The organism is Parabacteroides sp. AM17-47 (assembly GCF_003434625.1).
Classification (GTDB): Bacteria; Bacteroidota; Bacteroidia; order Bacteroidales; family Tannerellaceae; genus Parabacteroides; species Parabacteroides distasonis.
In genome coordinates this window covers 137,950-156,247 of record NZ_QTLI01000005.1, presented here as the reverse complement: position 1 = coordinate 156,247, position 18,298 = coordinate 137,950, and the positions used below count along the sequence as shown (strand labels likewise).

Below are 18,298 nucleotides of genomic sequence, written 5' to 3'. Positions count from 1 at the left end.
TGCAATACGCATAGAGGTTATACTACTATATAGGTGATGTATATTTTATGTGCGATGGAATAGAATGTGAGAAACGACTAGTCTAAACGATCGATTTTTCTAGTCATTTGCAAAGGTACGCGTTTCTTCGACACTTACAACCCTTCCGCATTATTTTTTTATCGCTTATCCTCTTTCTTATCAATAGGATAGGTTATCCTTTACGAAACAACGGATTCTTTCAACAAATCTCCTGTTTTGGCACTAAAAAAACGCAAGATTTAGACGATCGTTTAGACTAGTCGTTTTATGCCCAATTTGAAGGGGCAAAATATTGAAGAGCTTTTAATTAACACTAGTATTAATATTAATTTTAGAATTATGAACAAAAAGTTTTCTACTCTTGTAGCTGGACTTGCAATGATTTCGGCTGTTGCTTCAGCCCAAATCACCAAAACAGACGGTTACACCATGTTGAAGTCCAGTTCTTCTGATTATTTAGCTGTTTATGGAGCTAAATCGGACTCTGTAGTGGTAAAAACATTTAGCAATTTGGCAACTGCTCCTAAAGCTTCTATTGACTCTGCTATGTGGAAGGTTACTGAAGCTGGAGTTGATGCTACAGGAAACAAGCTTTACAGCTTCACTAACAAAAAGACTGGTGCTGTATTGTCTTTCGCTGCAAAAAAAGATGCTAAACCTAATTTAGCGGCAGGTGTTGACAAGTGGTCTGTAACTACTGACGGCAAGATTTCTGCTTATTATTCTGCGAACGGATCTTTAGGATTGGTTGTGTCTGGAGGTAAGTTATCCTTGGGCATTGCTAGTGCCGCTACAGCATTCACTTCGGAAGTAAATTCGGCTTTGAAGGCTCGTACTTTGGCTGCCTCTGACTTAGGCGATGGTTTCACTGTATTCTCTTTGAACTTTGGAGAGGCTTATCAAGAGAACATCTTTGAGGGCAAAGAATTAGTAGCTACTCAGTTGACTGGTGCTGATGCTGATTATGTACAGTTGCAGGAAGTTGGCGCTGATAAGATCGGTGAAAAGGATGCTTACTTCGGTTTGGATACAACTAAGTACACGATCGCTGGGCAAAAGGATGTATTTGGCTATAAATTCGCAAAAGACTCAACTTGGTTGGATAATGGTTATCATACAGTATTGAATGGTGATTTTCAAAAGTTCAAATTTATTCAAGACTTATCAAACGATAAAGTCGCTGTTTATGTAAAGAATGCACCTGTTTATAATACAACTACTAAGAAATTTGAAGCTGCGCTTACAGGTACTGCTGCTGATGTTCAAGTAGTATATGCTCAGGTAACCAATTCAAAGGTATTGACAGTCTCTAAACTTTCTGGTACTCCTTCTACAATCGAGCAAGGTGTCGCTCCTTCCGTAAAATTAGGTAAGGGCACTCCGGCTACATTGCCTACTGGTGATGGTGTTTACTTCATCAAGGTTAAATCTGGTGATGAGTTTAAGTATGTTTATGCTACGGCTAGTGGATTGGAATTGAAGAAGGATGCTCCTAATGCATATAACCCTGCTGGTCAGTTCTATGTAGTTGCTAAGGGTGGTAAATACCAATTCGTTGAACGTAACTTCAACCAAGGTCTTACAACTGCTGCCGCTCAGATCTATAAGGTAACAGGTAAAGACGCTTACAGAGTGGATGCTGTAAATAGCGCTGCTTCTGCAAGTTTAGCGGCTGGTACTGAATTCTATTTCGAATATCAGAAAGATATCAAAGCCGGTGGCAAGGAATACAACTATATGGCTACGAAGTATTTGGACAAGGTAGCTGTTGATAACTTCGCTTATACATTGAACTTGATCTCCGGTACGGAGGGTGTTGATGATTTGTATACAATCGTTGACGGCGTATTGAAGGTTAAGAAAACTACAGCCGAAGACGCTGCTAAATTCAAGGTTGAAGTAATTAAAGATAAAACGGGTAAGGTCTGGACTAGCAATGCTGATGAACACAAAGCTGGTGTAGGTGCTATCGCTTTAGGTGATACTTTAGCTACGGCTACTTATAAACTTTACAAGCAATATACAAAAGAGTATGTTGTAGCTAAGGATAATGAATTTAAGTTGGCAAAAGAAGATAATACAGCTACTCCTGCAGTTGCTGGTTCTGAGTTCACATTCAAAACAGCTAAGGGCAATGGTTATTTATTGTCTACAGGTGATAAGATTGTGGTATTGGATGTTAATACTGGTAAGTTGATCTCTGCTGCAGCTTCAGCTGTAAATAACAACTATTTTGACTTGGTAGTAGAGCCATCTCCGGACTACGCTACATTGAATGCTCCTTCTCACATGTTGGTTAAATCTGCCGAGGCTGATGGTAAAGCTCTTTCCATGAATCCTAAGTCTTTGTTTGCGGAGGTTAAGTTGGCAGGTCAAGAAGAATATATCGACAGCTTGTTTGGTTTGTGGATTGATACTGCTTGTGTAAAAGATGTAACTAGACCTACTTATTACATCACAACAGGTAATGGGTTAGACTCTGCTGCTATCGCTGATGGTTACAGATATTTCTTGGTAAATCCTCAAGATTCTGTTTATTCTGCGGTTAAGGGTGATGATGATAAATATACATCTAAGACAAATGAAGGTAGCGCTTATTGGAATGCTACAGAAGGTTTGGTGAAAGCAGCTTTTGTTAAAGCTATCGTTTATGGTGAGGATTCTTTAGCTATTGTTCGTGAAAAAGCAACTGCTGTTGATACCTTGAAGACTATGTCTGTAAATCCGGCTGCAATGGCATTTGTTACAACTGCAAATAATACATTGAAGATCGAGAATAAGACAACAAAGGAGATTGCAAACGAAGATGATGCAACTAAGACTGATCGTGAAGATGTAACTTCTTATTTGAAAGTTATCAACAACGTATTAGTTTGGACGGATAATCGTGACGAGGCTCATGAGTTCGTTGCTGAGGCTACGACATTACACCCGACATCCAACGATAACGTTGAAGAAGGAGCTTCTGCTATCTCTGTTGTCGCTAACGCTGGAACTGTAACAATCCAAGGTGCCGCTGGCAAGTCTGTTGTTATCTCTAACATCTTAGGTAAGGTGGTTGCTGAGACAGTTCTTTCATCTGATAACGCTACAATCGCTGTACCGGCAGGTATCGTAGCTGTAGCTGTAGAGGGTGAGGCTGCTGTTAAGGTGGTTGTTAAATAATTATTTTATTCGAAATGATACAGTAGAGGCGGGCACGTCCCGTCTCTATCTAAATATATTTAATTAAATAATTTCCACGCAACAAAGTATCCCGTGATGGGGGAACGTGTGGTTAATACTAAAGTAAAAAAGTTCTTCCGATAGTATTTCCGTGAGGAAGGAAACCGGATAAAAAATTGCTCCCGGCGATATTCGTATCGTCGGGACTTTTTTATGGTTCGGAAAGCTTTTACATAAATAAATGCGTATATTGCGGCAAGCTTATAATTTTAGAGTTTATGGAATATACCTTACTGATACTTCTATTACTGATCATGATTTGGATAAACTTGCGTAATAAGATATCCAAATCACAAGAGAAAACGGAGGAATTGTTGAAAGAGATCGCTGCCTTGCGTAAACGTTTGGAGAATAGTCCGGAAGTTGTGGACGAGATAAAGGAACCGGAGCCTGAGATCTTGAAAGAGCCGGAAGTTTTCGTACAACCTGAACCGGTAAGGGCGATTGTCGAACCTGCTAAAAATCCTCAACCCCAGAAGGTGCGGAAACCTGTCAATTATGAGAAATATATCGGTGAGAACTTATTCGGTAAAATTGGTATCCTGATACTCGTCTTGGGTATGGGGCTTTTCGTGAAGTATGCGATAGATAAGGAATGGATAAACGAGACCTTGCGTACGATCCTTGGCTTTGGGATGGGCGGATTACTTCTATTCGTGGCTTGGCGTTTGAAGGATTCCTATCGTACCTTTAGCTCTTTGCTGGCGGGAGGCGCTTTCGCGATCTTCTATGTAACGGTGGCGATCGCCTATCATTATTACGGGCTGTTTAGCCAAACGGTCGCTTTTATTCTGCTTGTGCTGTTTACCGGATTTATGTCGTCTTTATCTATACTCTATAATCGTAGGGAACTGGCGATTATCGCTTTGGTGGGTGGATTTATCGCTCCATTCTTAGTGGGTAGCGGAGATGGAAGTTATTGGGTGCTGTTTACCTATGTCATGATCTTGGACCTAGGAATGTTCGGGCTATCTATCTATAAGAAGTGGGGGGAATTGCCTGTAATTTGTTTTGCCTTGACTTGGATCGTCTTTGCGGGTTATACGTATGCTGCGGATCTGGATTTGATGGGAAGTGTCCAATTAACACATTTACTTATTTTCTCTATCGCCTTCTATTTGATCTTCTTATTATCGGTCGCTTCCATCGTACGAATCAATATCCGGGGGATCAATCAATATTTATTAGGAGTGATCGGATTGAACAATTTCGTATTCCTGTTCTTTGCCCTTTGTCTCCTGCAGAATATGGAGCTTGAGCGGAATTGCAAAGGTCTGGTAACCCTTTTTGTTGCGGCTATTAACTTCGCTCTTTTCTTTTGGATCAAACGGAAAGGGGAACCTTTCACTTTCTTGATGCATACGTTATTGGGTATCGCTCTTACGTTCGTATCGGTGACGATCCCGATCCAACTGGAAGGGACCTTTATTACCTTGTTTTGGGCTTCAGAGGTAATGATTATTCTCTGGTTCTATAGTCGTTTCCGTCTGCGGGTTTACGAGATATTCGCTTGGGTACTTCCGGTCTTGACGCTGGGCTCTTACGGAATGGATGTCTTCCACGGATGTATGGAGGCTCGGTACGGAGATTCTTCCCTATTTATAAATGGCTTGTTCGCTACCGGTATTTTTACGGGGCTATCGTATTGGGTAGACGCTTGGTTGGTACGTCCGACAAGGATATCTACGAAAGGGCCTCTCTTGACGGGATGTGTCGTATTATATATAGCCTTTGTTTTCGATTTCTATTCATATGTAGATCCTTCGATCGTGTCCTTTAGCTATATCGAGACATTTACGGTGGCGGTTTTATTTGCTGCGAATGTTTTATTAGGGAAAAGCTATTTGCCTGTGTCAAGAAATGCGGGGGGATACGGACTACTCTTGGGGCTATCTTTATCCCTGTTCGGAGGAATGTCTTTGTGGGTCGGGTATGATGATCTCTTTATTCCCCGGTTCCTGCTATGGGTTTCCTTGCTTTTAATCGGGGGGCATATTTTTGTCTTGGGGCGGTACTATTATAAGTCATTTGACGCAAGAGAAAAGCGTACGCATGGGATGACCTTATATATTTGTTTGCTGTCTACGATATTACTGGCCGTGGGAACGAATAATTTGTTGAATCAGTTGGGCTTGCCGGATGAATTAAGCGCAGGCTTCTCTATCTCGTTGAGTCTTGCCGGCTTTATGCAAATGGCGGTGGGAATGCGATTGCACCTGAAGGTTGTCCGGATGATTAGTTTGGCCACTTTCTCGATCGTATTGCTAAAGTTGGTGTTGGTAGATCTGTGGCTCTTGCCTACGATCGGGAAAGTGGTCGTCTTTATAATCTTGGGAGTTATCTTATTGGTTCTCTCCTTCTTGTATCAGAAGTTGAAAACCGTCTTGTTCGATGATAGCTTATAGGATATCCGCTAGTTTCTCCAGCCCCATGCTATGAGAGCCTTTGATCAAGATATGATAGCCCTTTAACGGCTGTTTCCGAAGCTCTTCCACCATTGCCTCCGTGGTAGCGAAGGGGGAGAACTCTTTGCCTACTTTAGAGAAATGCTCGCCGCAGAGGAACACCTTGTCGAACTGGCCTTTCTTGATCTGTTCGACAACCTCCGCGTGTAATTCGTCGCTAGTTGGTCCAAGCTCGCGCATATCTCCAAGGATGATGGCTTTAGGCTGTACGGGCATGGTGATGAAATTGTCCAGAGCTACTTTCATGCTACTCGGATTCGCATTGTAAGCATCGATAATCAATTCGTTATTCTCGGTTTTCTTGAATTGGGAACGGTTATTGGTTGGCTCGTAAGCGGCGATAGCACGACTGATACGCTCTGCCGGGATCTTGAAGAAGCGGCCTACGGCGACGGCGGCCAATACATTATCTAGGTTATAACTACCGATCATATGTGTTTCGACGGTATGCAACTTTCCTTGTTGCTTCCAATTGAACACTAAGAAAGGATCGCAACTGACTACCTGTCCGGACGCGAAAGCATCATCCCCGTTTCCATATGTGATTTGTTCGATGCCTTTGGCGATAGACTGAAGGTACTCGTTCTCTTTCTTGATAAATATCTTGCCTTTGGAGCGACGGATATAATCATATAACTCCCCTTTTGTCCGGATCACACCCTCGAAAGAACCGAAGCCTTCCAGATGGGCACGGCCTACGTTCGTGATGATGCCATAGTTAGGATGGACGATATCCACTAATTCCTTGATGTCTCCCGGATGGCTGGCGCCCATCTCGATAACCGCCATCTCATGGTCATGAGTCAATCGGAGCAAGGTCAAGGGAACGCCAATATGATTATTGAAATTACCTTCGGTATATAGCAAATTGAATTTCGTTGAGAGTACGGCAGCCAATAACTCTTTGGTCGTGGTCTTGCCATTCGTTCCGGTAATCCCGATGATCGGCAACCCCAGTACCTTGCGGTGATGGTGCGCTAATTGTTGCAAGGTCTTCAGCACGTTATCAACAAGGATCGTGCGTTCGCCTATATAATAATCGGGATTGTCTATGACGGCATAGACACAGCCGGATGCCAAGGCTTTCCCGGCATATTGATTTCCATCGAATTTATCGCCTTTTAAGGCGAAGAAGATAGAACCCTTCGGACAGTTCCGGCTATCTGTCGTTATTTGAGGGTTATGTATAAATAAATCATAGAGGTCGATAATACTCATGACTGTATCGCGTTAAATATTTATTCCTGTCTAATTCGGGGCAAATGTAGCAATTAAATAAAGAATGAAGAATCTAGAAGGAGATTTTAAGAGAGAAACCTGTATCTTTGCTGGAAATAAGGAAAGATCATGTTAGATAAAACGCTCAATATTAGAGGGACACTCACTTCTTTAGCGACGCCGTTGGTGATGGGAATCTTGAATATTACCCCTGATTCTTTTTATGCGGGCAGCCGCAAACAGACCGAGACCGCTATCGAGGACCGTATCCGAGAAATCTTATCGGAGGGAGGGGATTGGATAGATATCGGTGGTTATTCATCCCGTCCGGATGCCGCTGAGGTTACGCCGGAGGAAGAGATGCGCCGTTTGGAGTTTGCCTTACATATATTAAATAAGCATTACCCGGATATCCCGGTGTCCGTAGATACGTTTCGTGCGGGGATTGCCCGTCGTTGCGTAGAGGAATATGGAGTGGCTATCATTAACGATATCTCCGGCGGTGAGTTGGATGCGGATATGTTCCAAACGGTAGCGGATTTGAAGGTGCCTTATATTATGATGCATATGCGTGGAACCCCTCAAACTATGCAGAGGCATACTGATTACCCGGATATGATGGAGGAGATCATGCTGTATTTTTCCCGGAAGGTACGCCGGCTTCGGCTTTTAGGGGTGAATGATATCATCCTCGATCCCGGCTTTGGCTTTAGTAAGACGTTGGAGCAGAATTACCAATTGATGAGCCATTTAAAGGAGTTCTCTATTTTTGAGTTGCCTTTATTAGTTGGAGTCTCCCGTAAAAGCATGATTTATAAATTACTGGGTGGAACCCCTGCGGATAGCCTGAACGGAACGACCGTATTGAATACGTTCGCTCTCTTGAACGGTGCTAATATCCTCCGTGTGCATGACGTGCGGGAAGCAGTGGAAGCCATTCGCGTCATAGGTCAAATGACCAACAAATAATTTTCAAGTTTCAACTTTCAATTCTCAATTAACTATGTGGATGCATTTCGGTATAAAAGACTTGATTGACGTATTGCTGGTGGCTTTCTTCCTGTACCAGACCTATAAGTTGATGAAAAGCTCGGGCACATTGGCTATATTCAGTGGGGTCGTATCATTCATCGTCGTATGGATCTTGATCTCGCAGGTATTGGAGATGCGGTTGATGGGGGCCATCTTGGATAAGTTTATTAGCGTAGGTTTCGTGGTTTTGGTAATCCTCTTCCAAGACGAGATCCGCCGTTTCCTGTTGGCGTTAGGTTCGCACCGGGGCTGGAAATTCCTAGGAAAACTTTTTTCCAAACGAGGAGACGACCCGGAGAAAGAAGGGAAGTTTGTCGCTCCTGTTGTCTTGGCCTGTATGAATATGGCCCGGAAAAAGACGGGTGCCTTGATCGTGATCCAGCAAGATATGGACTTGACTATCTATGAGCATACGGGCGAGATGTTCAACGCCGATGTAAATGCCCGCTTGATCGAGAATATATTCTTTAAGAACAGCCCGTTGCATGATGGTGCCATGATCATAGCCGATAACCGGATCAAGGCGGCCGGTTGTATCTTGCCGGTCGCCCAGAACGCCACCCTTCCCAAGGATATGGGATTGCGCCATCGTTCCGGTTTAGGGATGTCATTGGAGACAGATGCGCTGGTTATTATTGTCTCGGAGGAGAGAGGAAAGATCTCCGTGGCCCATAAAGGCAAGCTAAGTGTGAATGTGACAGCGGAAGAACTGCAACAAATACTCTCCGGGGAGCGGGAAGTGACGAATTACTGTTAAAAGATCTGAAACTGGTATCTCTACCTGTAATTCTTTTGCCTATTTTGTAAACTCTATATTGCATTATGCCTAATTTTGTAGCCGGATTACGAGTACAATTATTAAATAATATAAAATATCTTCCGCTATGGATTTAATGCAAGACATTATTGCGCGCGCTAAAGCTGACAAGCAGCGTATCGTTCTTCCCGAAGGTACTGAGGAAAGAACTCTTAAAGCTGCCGACCGATTACTGGCCGACGGTGTAGCAGACATTATCTTAATTGGAAACCCCGCTGAGATCAAGGAGTTGGCGGCTGGTTTTGGGTTGAACCACATCGGTGAGGCAACCCTTGTCGATCCGAAAAATCACGAGAAGAAAGCCGCGTACGCAGACTTGCTTTTCCAACTTCGCCAAAAGAAGGGTATGACTCCCGAGAAGGCTGCGGTTCTAGTTGAAGATCCTTTGTTCTTGGCTTGTTTGATGATCAAGGCGGGTGACGCTGACGGCGAGATCGCCGGCGCTGAGAATACGACGGGTAATGTATTGCGTCCTGCTTTGCAAATTATCAAGACGGCTCCGGGCATGAAGTGTGTTTCCGGTGCGTTCCTTATGTTCACGCAGACTCCTCAATATGGGGATAATGGTATTTTGGTATTCGCTGATTGTGCGGTTATGCCAAACCCGAACGCGGAAGAGTTGGCCAGCATCGCTGTAGCTACCGCCGCTACGGCTCGTAATATCGTAGGCGTTGAGCCTCGTGTGGCTATGTTGAGCTTCTCTACGAAGGGTAGCGCTTCTCACGAGATGGTGGACAAGGTAGTGGAGGCTACTCGCTTGGCTAAGGAAATGGCTCCAGACTTGAAGATCGACGGAGAGTTGCAGGCCGACGCCGCTTTGGTTGAGGCTGTAGGTAGCAAGAAAGCTCCGGGTAGCGAGATCGCCGGTAAAGCGAATGTTTTGGTATTCCCGACTTTGGAGGTGGGTAATATCGCTTATAAGCTGGTTCAACGTTTGGGTGGCGCTGAGGCTGTCGGTCCTATCCTTCAAGGTATGGCCGCTCCGGTGAATGACTTGTCTCGCGGTTGTTCCGTAGACGATATTTATAAGATGGTAGCGATCGCTTGTAATCAATCCATCGGTTTGAAATCCGCAAAATAATAGATAATCCTAACGACTTAATAATATGAAGATTCTAGTATTGAACTGCGGTAGTAGTTCTATCAAATATAAGTTATTCGATATGACCTCCGGTGAGGTTATGGCTCAAGGTGGTATCGAGAAAATCGGTTTGCCGGGCGCGTTCCTGAAATTGACGGATAAGGAGGGCAAGAAGGTGGTTATCGAGAGAGAGAGCCCCGGCCATCAACAAGGCATCGAGTTTATCTTGAGCGTATTGACCGACGCTACTTATGGTTGTATCAAGGACTATAAGGAGATCGACGCTGTTGGTCATCGTTTGGTACATGGTGGCGAGGAGTTCGCTTCTAGCGTATTGATCAATCAGGATGTAATCAATAAGGTAATCGAGTGCTCTGATTTGGCTCCGCTTCATAACCCGGCTAACTTGAAGGGTGTTCGGGCGATGGAGGCTTTGATCCCGGGTATTCCTCAAGTAGCGGTGTTTGATACGGCTTTCCACCAGACCATGCCGGATTATGCGTATATGTATGGTTTGCCTTACGAGATGTACAAGAAATATGGCGTACGTCGTTATGGCTTCCACGGAACCAGTCATCGATATGTATCCCGTCGTGCTTGCGAGATCTTAGGTGTTCCTTATGAGGATCAGAAGATTATCACGGCTCACGTAGGTAACGGTGGTTCTATCACCGCTATCAAGAATGGTAAGAGCGTGGATACTTCCATGGGCTTGACTCCGGTTGAGGGTCTGTTGATGGGTACTCGTTGCGGCGACGTGGATGCGGGTGCTTTGTCTTTCATCATGGATAAGGAAGGCATGGATGGTGCCGGCCTTTCCGACTTGATCAATAAGAGAAGTGGTGTTGCCGGTCTTTCCGGTATCTCTTCCGATATGCGTGAGATCGAGGCTGCCGTAGCTGCCGGAAATCCGCGTGCGATCATGACCATGAACGTATATAACTACCGCATCAAGAAATATATAGGTGCTTATGCCGCCGCTATGGGTGGTTGCGATATCTTGGTTTGGACCGGTGGTGTTGGCGAGAACCAATGGGCGACTCGTCGTGCGGTTTGTGAGGACATGGAATACATGGGCATGAAGATCGATGTTGAGAAGAACGAGGGCATGCGTGGCGAGGAGATGGTAATCAGCACTCCGGACAGTAAGGTGACTATCATCGTCGTTCCTACGGATGAGGAATTCATGATCGCTGCCGATACCTTGGAGATCTTAGATAAAAAGTAACCAGTAACGTTTCATATAATTTTAGCTAATCCTCGCAGCTTACAAAACACGGGATTAGTGTTTAGATCGCCCCGACACCGGTTGGGGCGATCTTTTTTATTTATTGTTGTATACTATAAGATTAATTCCTAATTTTGTAAAAATGATTCATTATGAGGTCTGCGGCAGAATATAAAGAGATATTGGCTAGATTCAAGAAAGAGTTTGGTGCTCAGTTCGGGATTAAGGAACTGGGGATATTTGGTTCAGTGGCTAGAGGTGAACATAGGGAGGATAGTGACTTAGACGTATTTGTGTCATTAGAGAAAGTCGAGCCTTTTATTATCTTCGATCTAAAAGAGCTTTTGGAGTCTTTGTGTAAATGTAAGGTGGATTTAGTCCGATTAAGAGACTCTTTACGGCCTGCGCTAAAAAATAATATTCTTAAAGACGGAATCTATGTTTGATAAGAATCGAATTATAGACCGTTGCGAACAAGTTGTCGAGTCAATAGATTTGATACTTCATTGGAGTGAGGCTATCAATACTCCGGAAGAGTTTTTATTGTCTCCTGATAGTGTTTTGGTATTTGACGGATGTGTCATGCGTCTTCAAATTATAGGGGAGAGCATTAAAAAGATAGATGATCAAACAAATGGTGAACTATTGTTGAGTTTTCCAGATGTTCCTTGGCGAAAGATTATAGGACTAAGGAATATTATTTCACATGAATATTCTAGTATTGATGAGGCTATTATATTTGCGATTATCAAACAAAGTCTTCTTCCTTTGAAATCGAATGTCTTGCGAATTATCACAAGCCTTCAATAAATCATTACTTTTGCGGAATTACATATTAAATATATACAAAACATGGCTCAATACAAACGTATCTTATTAAAATTAAGCGGTGAGTCGCTGATGGGTGGTAAACAATATGGGATCGATGAGGTTCGCTTGAATGAATATGCGGCACAGATCAAGGAGATTGCCGAGATGGGTGTACAGATCGGTATCGTGATCGGTGGAGGTAATATTTTCCGCGGGTTGAGCGGCGCTTCCAAAGGTTTCGATCGGGTAAAAGGAGACCAGATGGGTATGCTGGCAACGGTGATCAATAGCTTGGCGCTTAGCTCCGCTTTGGTCGCTCAAGGCGTGAAGGCGAAGGTACTGACGGCTATCCGTATGGAACCGATCGGCGAGTTCTATAATAAATGGCGTGCGATCGAGTTGCTGGAACAAGGCAACGTGGTAATCATGTCCGGCGGTACGGGTAATCCGTTCTTTACTACGGATACCGGATCTTCCTTGAGAGGCATCGAGATCGAGGCGGATGTCATGCTGAAAGGTACCCGTGTGGACGGTATTTACACCGCTGATCCGGAGAAAGATCCTACGGCTACCAAGTTCTCCGATATTACGTATGATGAGATCTATACCCGGGGCCTGAAGGTGATGGACTTGACCGCTACCACGATGTGTAAAGAGAACAACCTCCCGATCATCGTATTCGATATGGACACCAACGGCAACTTGAAGAAAGTGATGAGCGGAGAGAATATCGGGACACTGGTGCATAATTAGTGCCATTAACCGATGACATGGCAGTGCCATGCTGATGGCATAGTTGTGCCACTGGTTATGGCACAGCTATGCCATCCGTATGGCACTGTCGTGCCACAGGCATGGCAAGGTTGTGCCAGCCCTGTGGCAAATACGTTAGACCTTTATTCTTGTATATGAAGCATCCCTTTTTACTAGTATGGTTAACCTTGATCGTATTGTGTGGTTGCACGAGCTCGGGGAAACAGAAGAGGCACGTTATCGGCCTCTCCCAATGTATGCTGGACGATGCTTGGCGGGAAGCTATGATTAACGATATGCGTATCGAAGCCTCTAACTATGATGATGTGGAAATTATTATAAAGGACGCGCAAAACAATAACGAGACACAAATACAACAAATACGAGACTTGATCCGCCAAAAGGTGGATGTCTTGATCATCTCCCCCTATCAATCCGAGCCGATCACGGCAGTTGCCGAGGAAGCGTACCGTGCCGGAATCCCGACGATCATTACAGATCGCAAGGTGAATACCGATCAATACACCTCTTTTGTCGGGGCGAACAATTATGAGATCGGACTAGCGGCAGGCAATTACGCCGCCCATTATCTTCCCCCGAACGCTATTATCTTAGAGATATGGGGACTCACGCAAACCTCCCCGGCGCAAGAGCGACATAAAGGTTTTGTCGATGCCTTGCGAGAAAGGGAGGATCTTTCTTTCCGTAAGATAGAAGGACAATGGTTGGTCGATACGGCCCGGATGGAGCTTCGGAAGTTAGAGCATCCCGAGCAGATAGATTTCGTTTACGCCCATAACGACATGATGGCCATCGCCGCCCGGGAATACTTTATGGCATGGGATTCCATCCGAGGACGGGATTTGCGGATTATCGGCGTGGATGCTGTGGCGGGTGCCGGTCTGGAAGCCGTGGAAGATAGACGGATCAACGCCTCTTTCCTCTATCCGACAGGAGGGGAGCAAGTGATTCGCACGGCTATGCGTATCATTCAAGGGGAGCCGGTGGATAAGTTTATCCCTCTTCGTACGGCTCCGGTAGATCATCAGTCTGCCCGCACCTTATTGTTGCAAGCGGACCAACTCCAGAAATATAAGCAACGTATCGAGGCGCAGCGTTCCCGCATCGACGGTTTGTCCGACCGGTTTTATTTCCTGCGAAACTCTTTAGGGGTGATCTCCTTATTGATGATCGGTTTTATCGCCCTTTCCATTTACGCCTTTTACATAAACCGGAAGATGAGGCAGGCGAATCGTAAGCTAATCTCCTTGAACGCGGAGATGAAAGAGGTGACAGCGCAGAAACTCCAATTCTTTACGAATGTCTCCCACGAGGTACGTACGCCCTTGAGCTTGATTCTCGCCCCTTTGGATCGCTTGATTGTCTCGTTGCGGGAATCTCCTTACGCCTCGGATCTGCGGTTGATCCAGAAGAACGCCAACCGTTTGTTGCGTGTGATCAATCAGATATTGGATTTCCGGAAGGTGGAAGGCAAGCAAGAGAAACTAGCGGTACGGGAAATCGATTTGGTTCCTTTCGTTGGCGAGATCAAATCTTATTTTGACAGTATGGCCTCGGTACGTGCGATCTCCTATACGTTCACTTCTTCGATAAAACAATGTACGCTATGGATCGACCCGGACTTATTGGAGAGAGTATTTTTCAATCTTCTCTCGAACGCTTTTAAGTTTACGCCGGAGGGAGGTAGCGTGCGAATAGAGCTGACGGAAGAGGGAGATCGGGTCTTTATACAGGTTATCGATACGGGAAGTGGCATCCGTCCCGCTAACCTTCCGCATCTGTTTGACCGTTTCTATACGGAGGATCGGTCGATGGGAACCGGGATCGGATTGCATTTGGTAAAGGAGTATATACATATGCACGGAGGGGAGATCCATGTGGAGAGCGAGCCGGGACAAAGGACTACCTTTACGGTCTGCCTACGGAAAGGAAAGGCGCATTTCGAGGATAGCGACCTGATGGAAACGTCCGTATCCCATCAAGCCTACGAAGCCTCCCGGTTGGACGATTCGGAAACCAAGGAGATACTTTCCAAGACCTATCCTTATACGATACTGATCACCGAGGATGACGATGAGGTTCGCTGCTTTTTGGAACGTGAGCTTAGCCTTCATTTCAAGATCCGGACGGCCGCGAACGGGAAAGATGCCTTGCGGGTATTGGAAGAGGAGGAGATATCATTGGTAGTAAGCGATGTGATGATGCCGGAGATGAATGGTTTCGAACTTTGCCGGACGATCAAGTCGCAACTTCCCTTTAGCCATATCCCGGTGATCTTATTGACCGCCTTGACCGATGAGCGTCAACGGATTTTCGGAATAACCGGCGGGGCGGACGATTATATACAGAAGCCTTTCCATACGGATTACGTGAAGATCAAGATTATCCACCTATTGCAAGAGCGCCAGAAGTTACGGGAACGTTTGTTGGAGAAGCTGCGGGATAATAAGCTCCTTCTGTCCGAGCCGGAAAAGGTGGAGAGTATCGATGATGCCTTCTTGCGTAAGTTCGCGGAACAGATCGAGGCGGTTTATGCGGACCCCGAATATAATGTGGAGAAACTAAGCGAGACCTTGGGATTATCCCGGGGGCACCTTCACCGGAAGATCAAGGAGCTTACCGGAACCGCACCCGTCGAGTTCTTGCGTACCTATCGCTTGAATAAGGCGACCCAGTTGTTGAGGCAGAATGCGTATACGGTGAGTGAGGTCGCTTACCGAACCGGTTTCTCCTCGCCCGCTTACTTCTCTAAATGTTTCAAGGCGGTCTACGGGGTTACGCCTACCGAGTATCAATAACATTTGTACGATCTTTATCACAAATGTCATATCTCCTCATCTTTAGGGGATAAGTGTTTTTCTATCCGGAAGAATCCTATTAATTTTGGCGGAGAATCAAACTGTATTATCCTTTAATCCGTTCGTTTATGAAACAACAAACAAAGAGACTTCTAAAGAGTTTATGTATGGCTGTCGGTGTCGTTTTATTAAGTGCTGTCGATCCGTTGGCCGGATATGCGGCAGAACGTACTATAGATATAAAGCATCTGGGTGAAGGGCAAAGCATTGTCCGTGTGGATGCGCAAGCCAAGTATTTGTTGCTTCCGGTCGAGGAGTCCTCGCCGGAATCCAAGTTATATATGATTGTCGATAATGATGTGGTACGGACTTTCAATGTTCGTTTGGCGGTGAATAAGGTGGATTATTTCGTTCCGGTAGATCTATCAGGGTATGCGGATAAGCATATCTCCTTCAACTTCCAGCTTGCCCCGGAATCGGCTCTTTGCTGGAAAGAGATGAAGCTATCCGATCAGTTTGATTCGTCTAACCGGGAGAAATTCCGTCCGGCTTATCATTTCTCGCCGGCTTGGGGATGGATGAATGATCCGAACGGCATGGTATACAAGGATGGTGAGTATCATTTGTTCTATCAATACAATCCGTATGGCTCGATGTGGGGGAATATGCACTGGGGGCATGCGATCAGCAAGGACTTGATTCATTGGGAGCATCAACCGGTGGCGATCGCTCCGGATGCCTTGGGTACGATCTTCAGCGGTAGCTGTGTGGTGGATAAGGATAATACCGCCGGTTTTGGCGCTGGCGCTATCGTGGCTTTCTATACCTCGGCCAGCGACCGGCAAGTGCAGAGTATGGCCTATAGCTTGGACAACGGCCGGACGTTCAAGAAATATGACCGGAATCCGATTCTTACTTCTACGCAACGTGATTTCCGTGACCCGAAAGTCTTCTGGCATAAGGAATCCAATAAATGGATCATGGTGCTCGCCGTAGGGCAGGAGATGCAACTCTATTCTTCTCCCAATTTGAAGGACTGGACGTATGAGAGCAGTTTCGGGGAAGGACAAGGAGCGCATGCGGGCGTTTGGGAATGCCCGGACTTGATCGAGCTTCCGGTGAAGGGTACGGAATTGAAGAAGTGGGTCTTGATCTGTAATATCAATCCCGGCGGTCCGTTTGGCGGCTCCGCTACCCAATATTTCGTGGGTACGTTCGATGGGAAACAGTTCGTGAATGAATCTCCGGCCTTGACCAAATGGATGGATTACGGCAAGGATCATTACGCTACGGTAACATGGAGTAACGCTCCGGAGGACCGGAAGATCGCCTTGGCTTGGATGAGCAATTGGGAGTATGCGAATAACGTGCCGACCTCGCAATACCGGAGTGCGAACTCGGTTCCTCGCGACTTGGCTCTTTATACGAAAAACGGGCAGACGTACTTGAGCAGCACCCCGTCTCCCGAGGTGTTGAAGTTGAGAGGGAAAGCCCAGAAGAAAGGTTCCTTCAAGGTAGACCGTTCCCATGAGGTCAATCCGATACTTTCCGATCATACGGGAACCTATGAGATCGAGATCAAGTTTAAGAATAACGGAGCCGATATCATGAGCTTCCAGTTGTTTAACTCGAAAGGCGAGGAAGTGGAGATGTATTATAATCTTCTGGATAATACGTTCACGATGGATCGCCGTAACAGCGGGGCTACGGATTTTAGCAAGACATTCGCCACGGCTACCTCGGCCCCGATCTCCGCCGCTAAGGAATATACCTTACGCTTGTTGGTAGACAATTGTAGCATAGAGGCCTTCGACGGGAATGGAGAGTTTGTCATGACCAACCTAGTCTTCCCGGAAGAGCCGTATAATCGCATTAGTTTCAATGCGAAGGGAGGAGCGTTTACGGTTACGTCATTAACCATTTATCCCTTCAAATAATTAAAAACAAAATATATCATGGAAAAGAGTAAACCTGTAGTAGTAGGCATTGGTGAATTATTGTGGGATGTTTTCCCGGAAGTGAAGAAAGCCGGTGGAGCGCCGATTAATTTTGTGTATCACGCTACCCAATTAGGAGCGGAAGGTTATGCGATCAGTGCCGTGGGCAACGACGTGTTCGGAACCGAGATTATTCAGGAATTGGATAAGAACGGTATCGATAGTAATTATATCAGTACGGTGGAATATCCGACCGGAAGCGTGATGGTAGAGCTAAAGAACGGCATCCCTTCCTATACGATCATCGAAGGTGTGGCATGGGATCATATCCCTCTTACCCAAGCGTCTATTGATTTGATGAAACGTGCGGACGCCGTATGCTTCGGAACATTGGCGCAACGTGCCGCGGAATCTCGTGAGACGCTTCGTACCTTACTTTCTTATATGCCTAGTCATGCCTTGCGCTTCTTCGATATCAATATCCGCCAGCATTTCTACTCGAAGGAATTGATCGAATCGTTGCTCGAATTGGCGAACGTATTCAAGATCAATGATGAGGAATTGGAAATGCTTCGCCCGATGTTTGGTCTGGAAGGCACGATAGAGGATATGTGTCGCTGGTTCATGAAGAAATATGGTTTGCGCTATTTGGTACTTACGGCCGGGGCGGAGTATAGTACGATCTTTTCCGAGGAGGAGGTCTCTACGATTCCTACCCCGAAGGTACAGGTGGTAGATACGGTAGGCGCCGGCGATTCTTTCTCCGGGGCGTTTATTTCATCGATCTTAACCGGAAAACCTTTACGTGAGGCACATGAGAAAGCGGTAAAAGTAGCCGCTTATGTTTGTACGCAGAGTGGCGCATGGCCTGCTTACCCTAAAGATTTATAAG

13 protein-coding genes are annotated in these 18,298 nt (G+C 45.6%); 12 read left to right on the top strand and 1 reads right to left on the bottom strand.

From position 1 onward, the window contains the following. Positions 1–288 precede the first annotated feature (288 nt). Both DW205_RS05265 and DW205_RS05260 read left to right on the top strand, forming a co-directional pair. A complete protein-coding gene (locus DW205_RS05265; RefSeq protein WP_227793813.1) occupies positions 289–3,186 on the top strand; it encodes a DUF6383 domain-containing protein in 2,898 nt (965 codons plus the stop codon). A gap of 278 nt (positions 3,187–3,464) precedes the next feature. After that, a complete protein-coding gene (locus DW205_RS05260; protein WP_005867351.1) occupies positions 3,465–5,651 on the top strand; it encodes a DUF2339 domain-containing protein in 2,187 nt (728 codons plus the stop codon). Here DW205_RS05260 and murF read toward each other — a convergent pair. Continuing rightward, positions 5,646–6,929 (bottom strand): UDP-N-acetylmuramoyl-tripeptide--D-alanyl-D-alanine ligase, encoded by a 1,284-nt coding sequence (murF, locus tag DW205_RS05255; protein ID WP_005867352.1) that lies wholly within the window; start codon positions 6,927–6,929, stop codon positions 5,646–5,648. The genes DW205_RS05260 and murF overlap by 6 nt on opposite strands. A 129-nt stretch (positions 6,930–7,058) precedes the next feature. Between murF and folP the strand changes: the two genes are divergently transcribed. The 10 genes from folP to DW205_RS05205 all read left to right on the top strand — a co-directional run bounded on the left by folP (position 7,059) and on the right by DW205_RS05205 (position 18,297). Further along, positions 7,059–7,898, top strand: a complete 840-nt coding sequence (gene folP, locus DW205_RS05250) for a dihydropteroate synthase (protein ID WP_005867353.1) — start codon at positions 7,059–7,061, stop codon at positions 7,896–7,898. Positions 7,899–7,932: 34 nt separating this feature from the next. After that, complete coding sequence (cdaA, locus tag DW205_RS05245) at positions 7,933–8,718, top strand: diadenylate cyclase CdaA (RefSeq protein WP_008779131.1); 786 nt, start codon at positions 7,933–7,935, stop codon at positions 8,716–8,718. A 127-nt stretch (positions 8,719–8,845) separates the two neighbouring features. Then, the gene (gene pta / locus DW205_RS05240; protein WP_005867355.1) at positions 8,846–9,859 is read left to right on the top strand and encodes a phosphate acetyltransferase; all 1,014 of its coding nucleotides are present in this window, start codon (positions 8,846–8,848) and stop codon (positions 9,857–9,859) included. Positions 9,860–9,884: 25 nt separating this feature from the next. After that, positions 9,885–11,087, top strand: coding sequence for an acetate/propionate family kinase (locus DW205_RS05235; RefSeq protein ID WP_005867357.1), 1,203 nt, complete (start codon positions 9,885–9,887; stop codon positions 11,085–11,087). A gap of 152 nt (positions 11,088–11,239) precedes the next feature. Beyond that, complete coding sequence (locus DW205_RS05230) at positions 11,240–11,533, top strand: nucleotidyltransferase family protein (RefSeq protein WP_005867359.1); 294 nt, start codon at positions 11,240–11,242, stop codon at positions 11,531–11,533. After that, complete coding sequence (locus tag DW205_RS05225; RefSeq protein ID WP_005867361.1) at positions 11,526–11,897, top strand: DUF86 domain-containing protein; 372 nt, start codon at positions 11,526–11,528, stop codon at positions 11,895–11,897. The genes DW205_RS05230 and DW205_RS05225 overlap by 8 nt, the downstream gene beginning before the upstream one ends. A 42-nt stretch (positions 11,898–11,939) precedes the next feature. Continuing rightward, a complete protein-coding gene (pyrH, locus tag DW205_RS05220; RefSeq protein WP_005867363.1) occupies positions 11,940–12,650 on the top strand; it encodes a UMP kinase in 711 nt (236 codons plus the stop codon). Between the two features lie 155 nt (positions 12,651–12,805). Further along, positions 12,806–15,469 carry a substrate-binding domain-containing protein gene (locus DW205_RS05215; protein WP_005867364.1) on the top strand — a complete coding sequence of 888 codons (2,664 nt, stop codon included), beginning with the start codon at positions 12,806–12,808 and terminating at the stop codon, positions 15,467–15,469. A gap of 128 nt (positions 15,470–15,597) precedes the next feature. Then, on the top strand, positions 15,598–17,406 hold the full coding sequence (locus DW205_RS05210) for a DUF4980 domain-containing protein (protein ID WP_005867366.1): 1,809 nt from the start codon (positions 15,598–15,600) through the stop codon (positions 17,404–17,406). An 18-nt stretch (positions 17,407–17,424) separates the two neighbouring features. Then, positions 17,425–18,297, top strand: coding sequence for a carbohydrate kinase (locus tag DW205_RS05205; protein ID WP_005867368.1), 873 nt, complete (start codon positions 17,425–17,427; stop codon positions 18,295–18,297). Position 18,298 lies beyond the last annotated feature (1 nt).

Excerpts from the sequence above, each read along its gene's own strand:
- DW205_RS05265 (WP_227793813.1), top strand. The coding sequence starts at position 289 with ATGCCCAATTTGAAGGGGCAAAATATTGAAGAGCTTTTAATTAACACT.
- DW205_RS05260 (WP_005867351.1), top strand. The coding sequence starts at position 3,465 with ATGGAATATACCTTACTGATACTTCTATTACTGATCATGATTTGGATA.
- murF (WP_005867352.1), bottom strand. The coding sequence starts at position 6,929 with ATGAGTATTATCGACCTCTATGATTTATTTATACATAACCCTCAAATA.
- folP (WP_005867353.1), top strand. The coding sequence starts at position 7,059 with ATGTTAGATAAAACGCTCAATATTAGAGGGACACTCACTTCTTTAGCG.
- cdaA (WP_008779131.1), top strand. The coding sequence starts at position 7,933 with ATGTGGATGCATTTCGGTATAAAAGACTTGATTGACGTATTGCTGGTG.
- pta (WP_005867355.1), top strand. The coding sequence starts at position 8,846 with ATGGATTTAATGCAAGACATTATTGCGCGCGCTAAAGCTGACAAGCAG.
- DW205_RS05235 (WP_005867357.1), top strand. The coding sequence starts at position 9,885 with ATGAAGATTCTAGTATTGAACTGCGGTAGTAGTTCTATCAAATATAAG.
- DW205_RS05230 (WP_005867359.1), top strand. The coding sequence starts at position 11,240 with ATGAGGTCTGCGGCAGAATATAAAGAGATATTGGCTAGATTCAAGAAA.
- DW205_RS05225 (WP_005867361.1), top strand. The coding sequence starts at position 11,526 with ATGTTTGATAAGAATCGAATTATAGACCGTTGCGAACAAGTTGTCGAG.
- pyrH (WP_005867363.1), top strand. The coding sequence starts at position 11,940 with ATGGCTCAATACAAACGTATCTTATTAAAATTAAGCGGTGAGTCGCTG.
- DW205_RS05215 (WP_005867364.1), top strand. The coding sequence starts at position 12,806 with ATGAAGCATCCCTTTTTACTAGTATGGTTAACCTTGATCGTATTGTGT.
- DW205_RS05210 (WP_005867366.1), top strand. The coding sequence starts at position 15,598 with ATGAAACAACAAACAAAGAGACTTCTAAAGAGTTTATGTATGGCTGTC.
- DW205_RS05205 (WP_005867368.1), top strand. The coding sequence starts at position 17,425 with ATGGAAAAGAGTAAACCTGTAGTAGTAGGCATTGGTGAATTATTGTGG.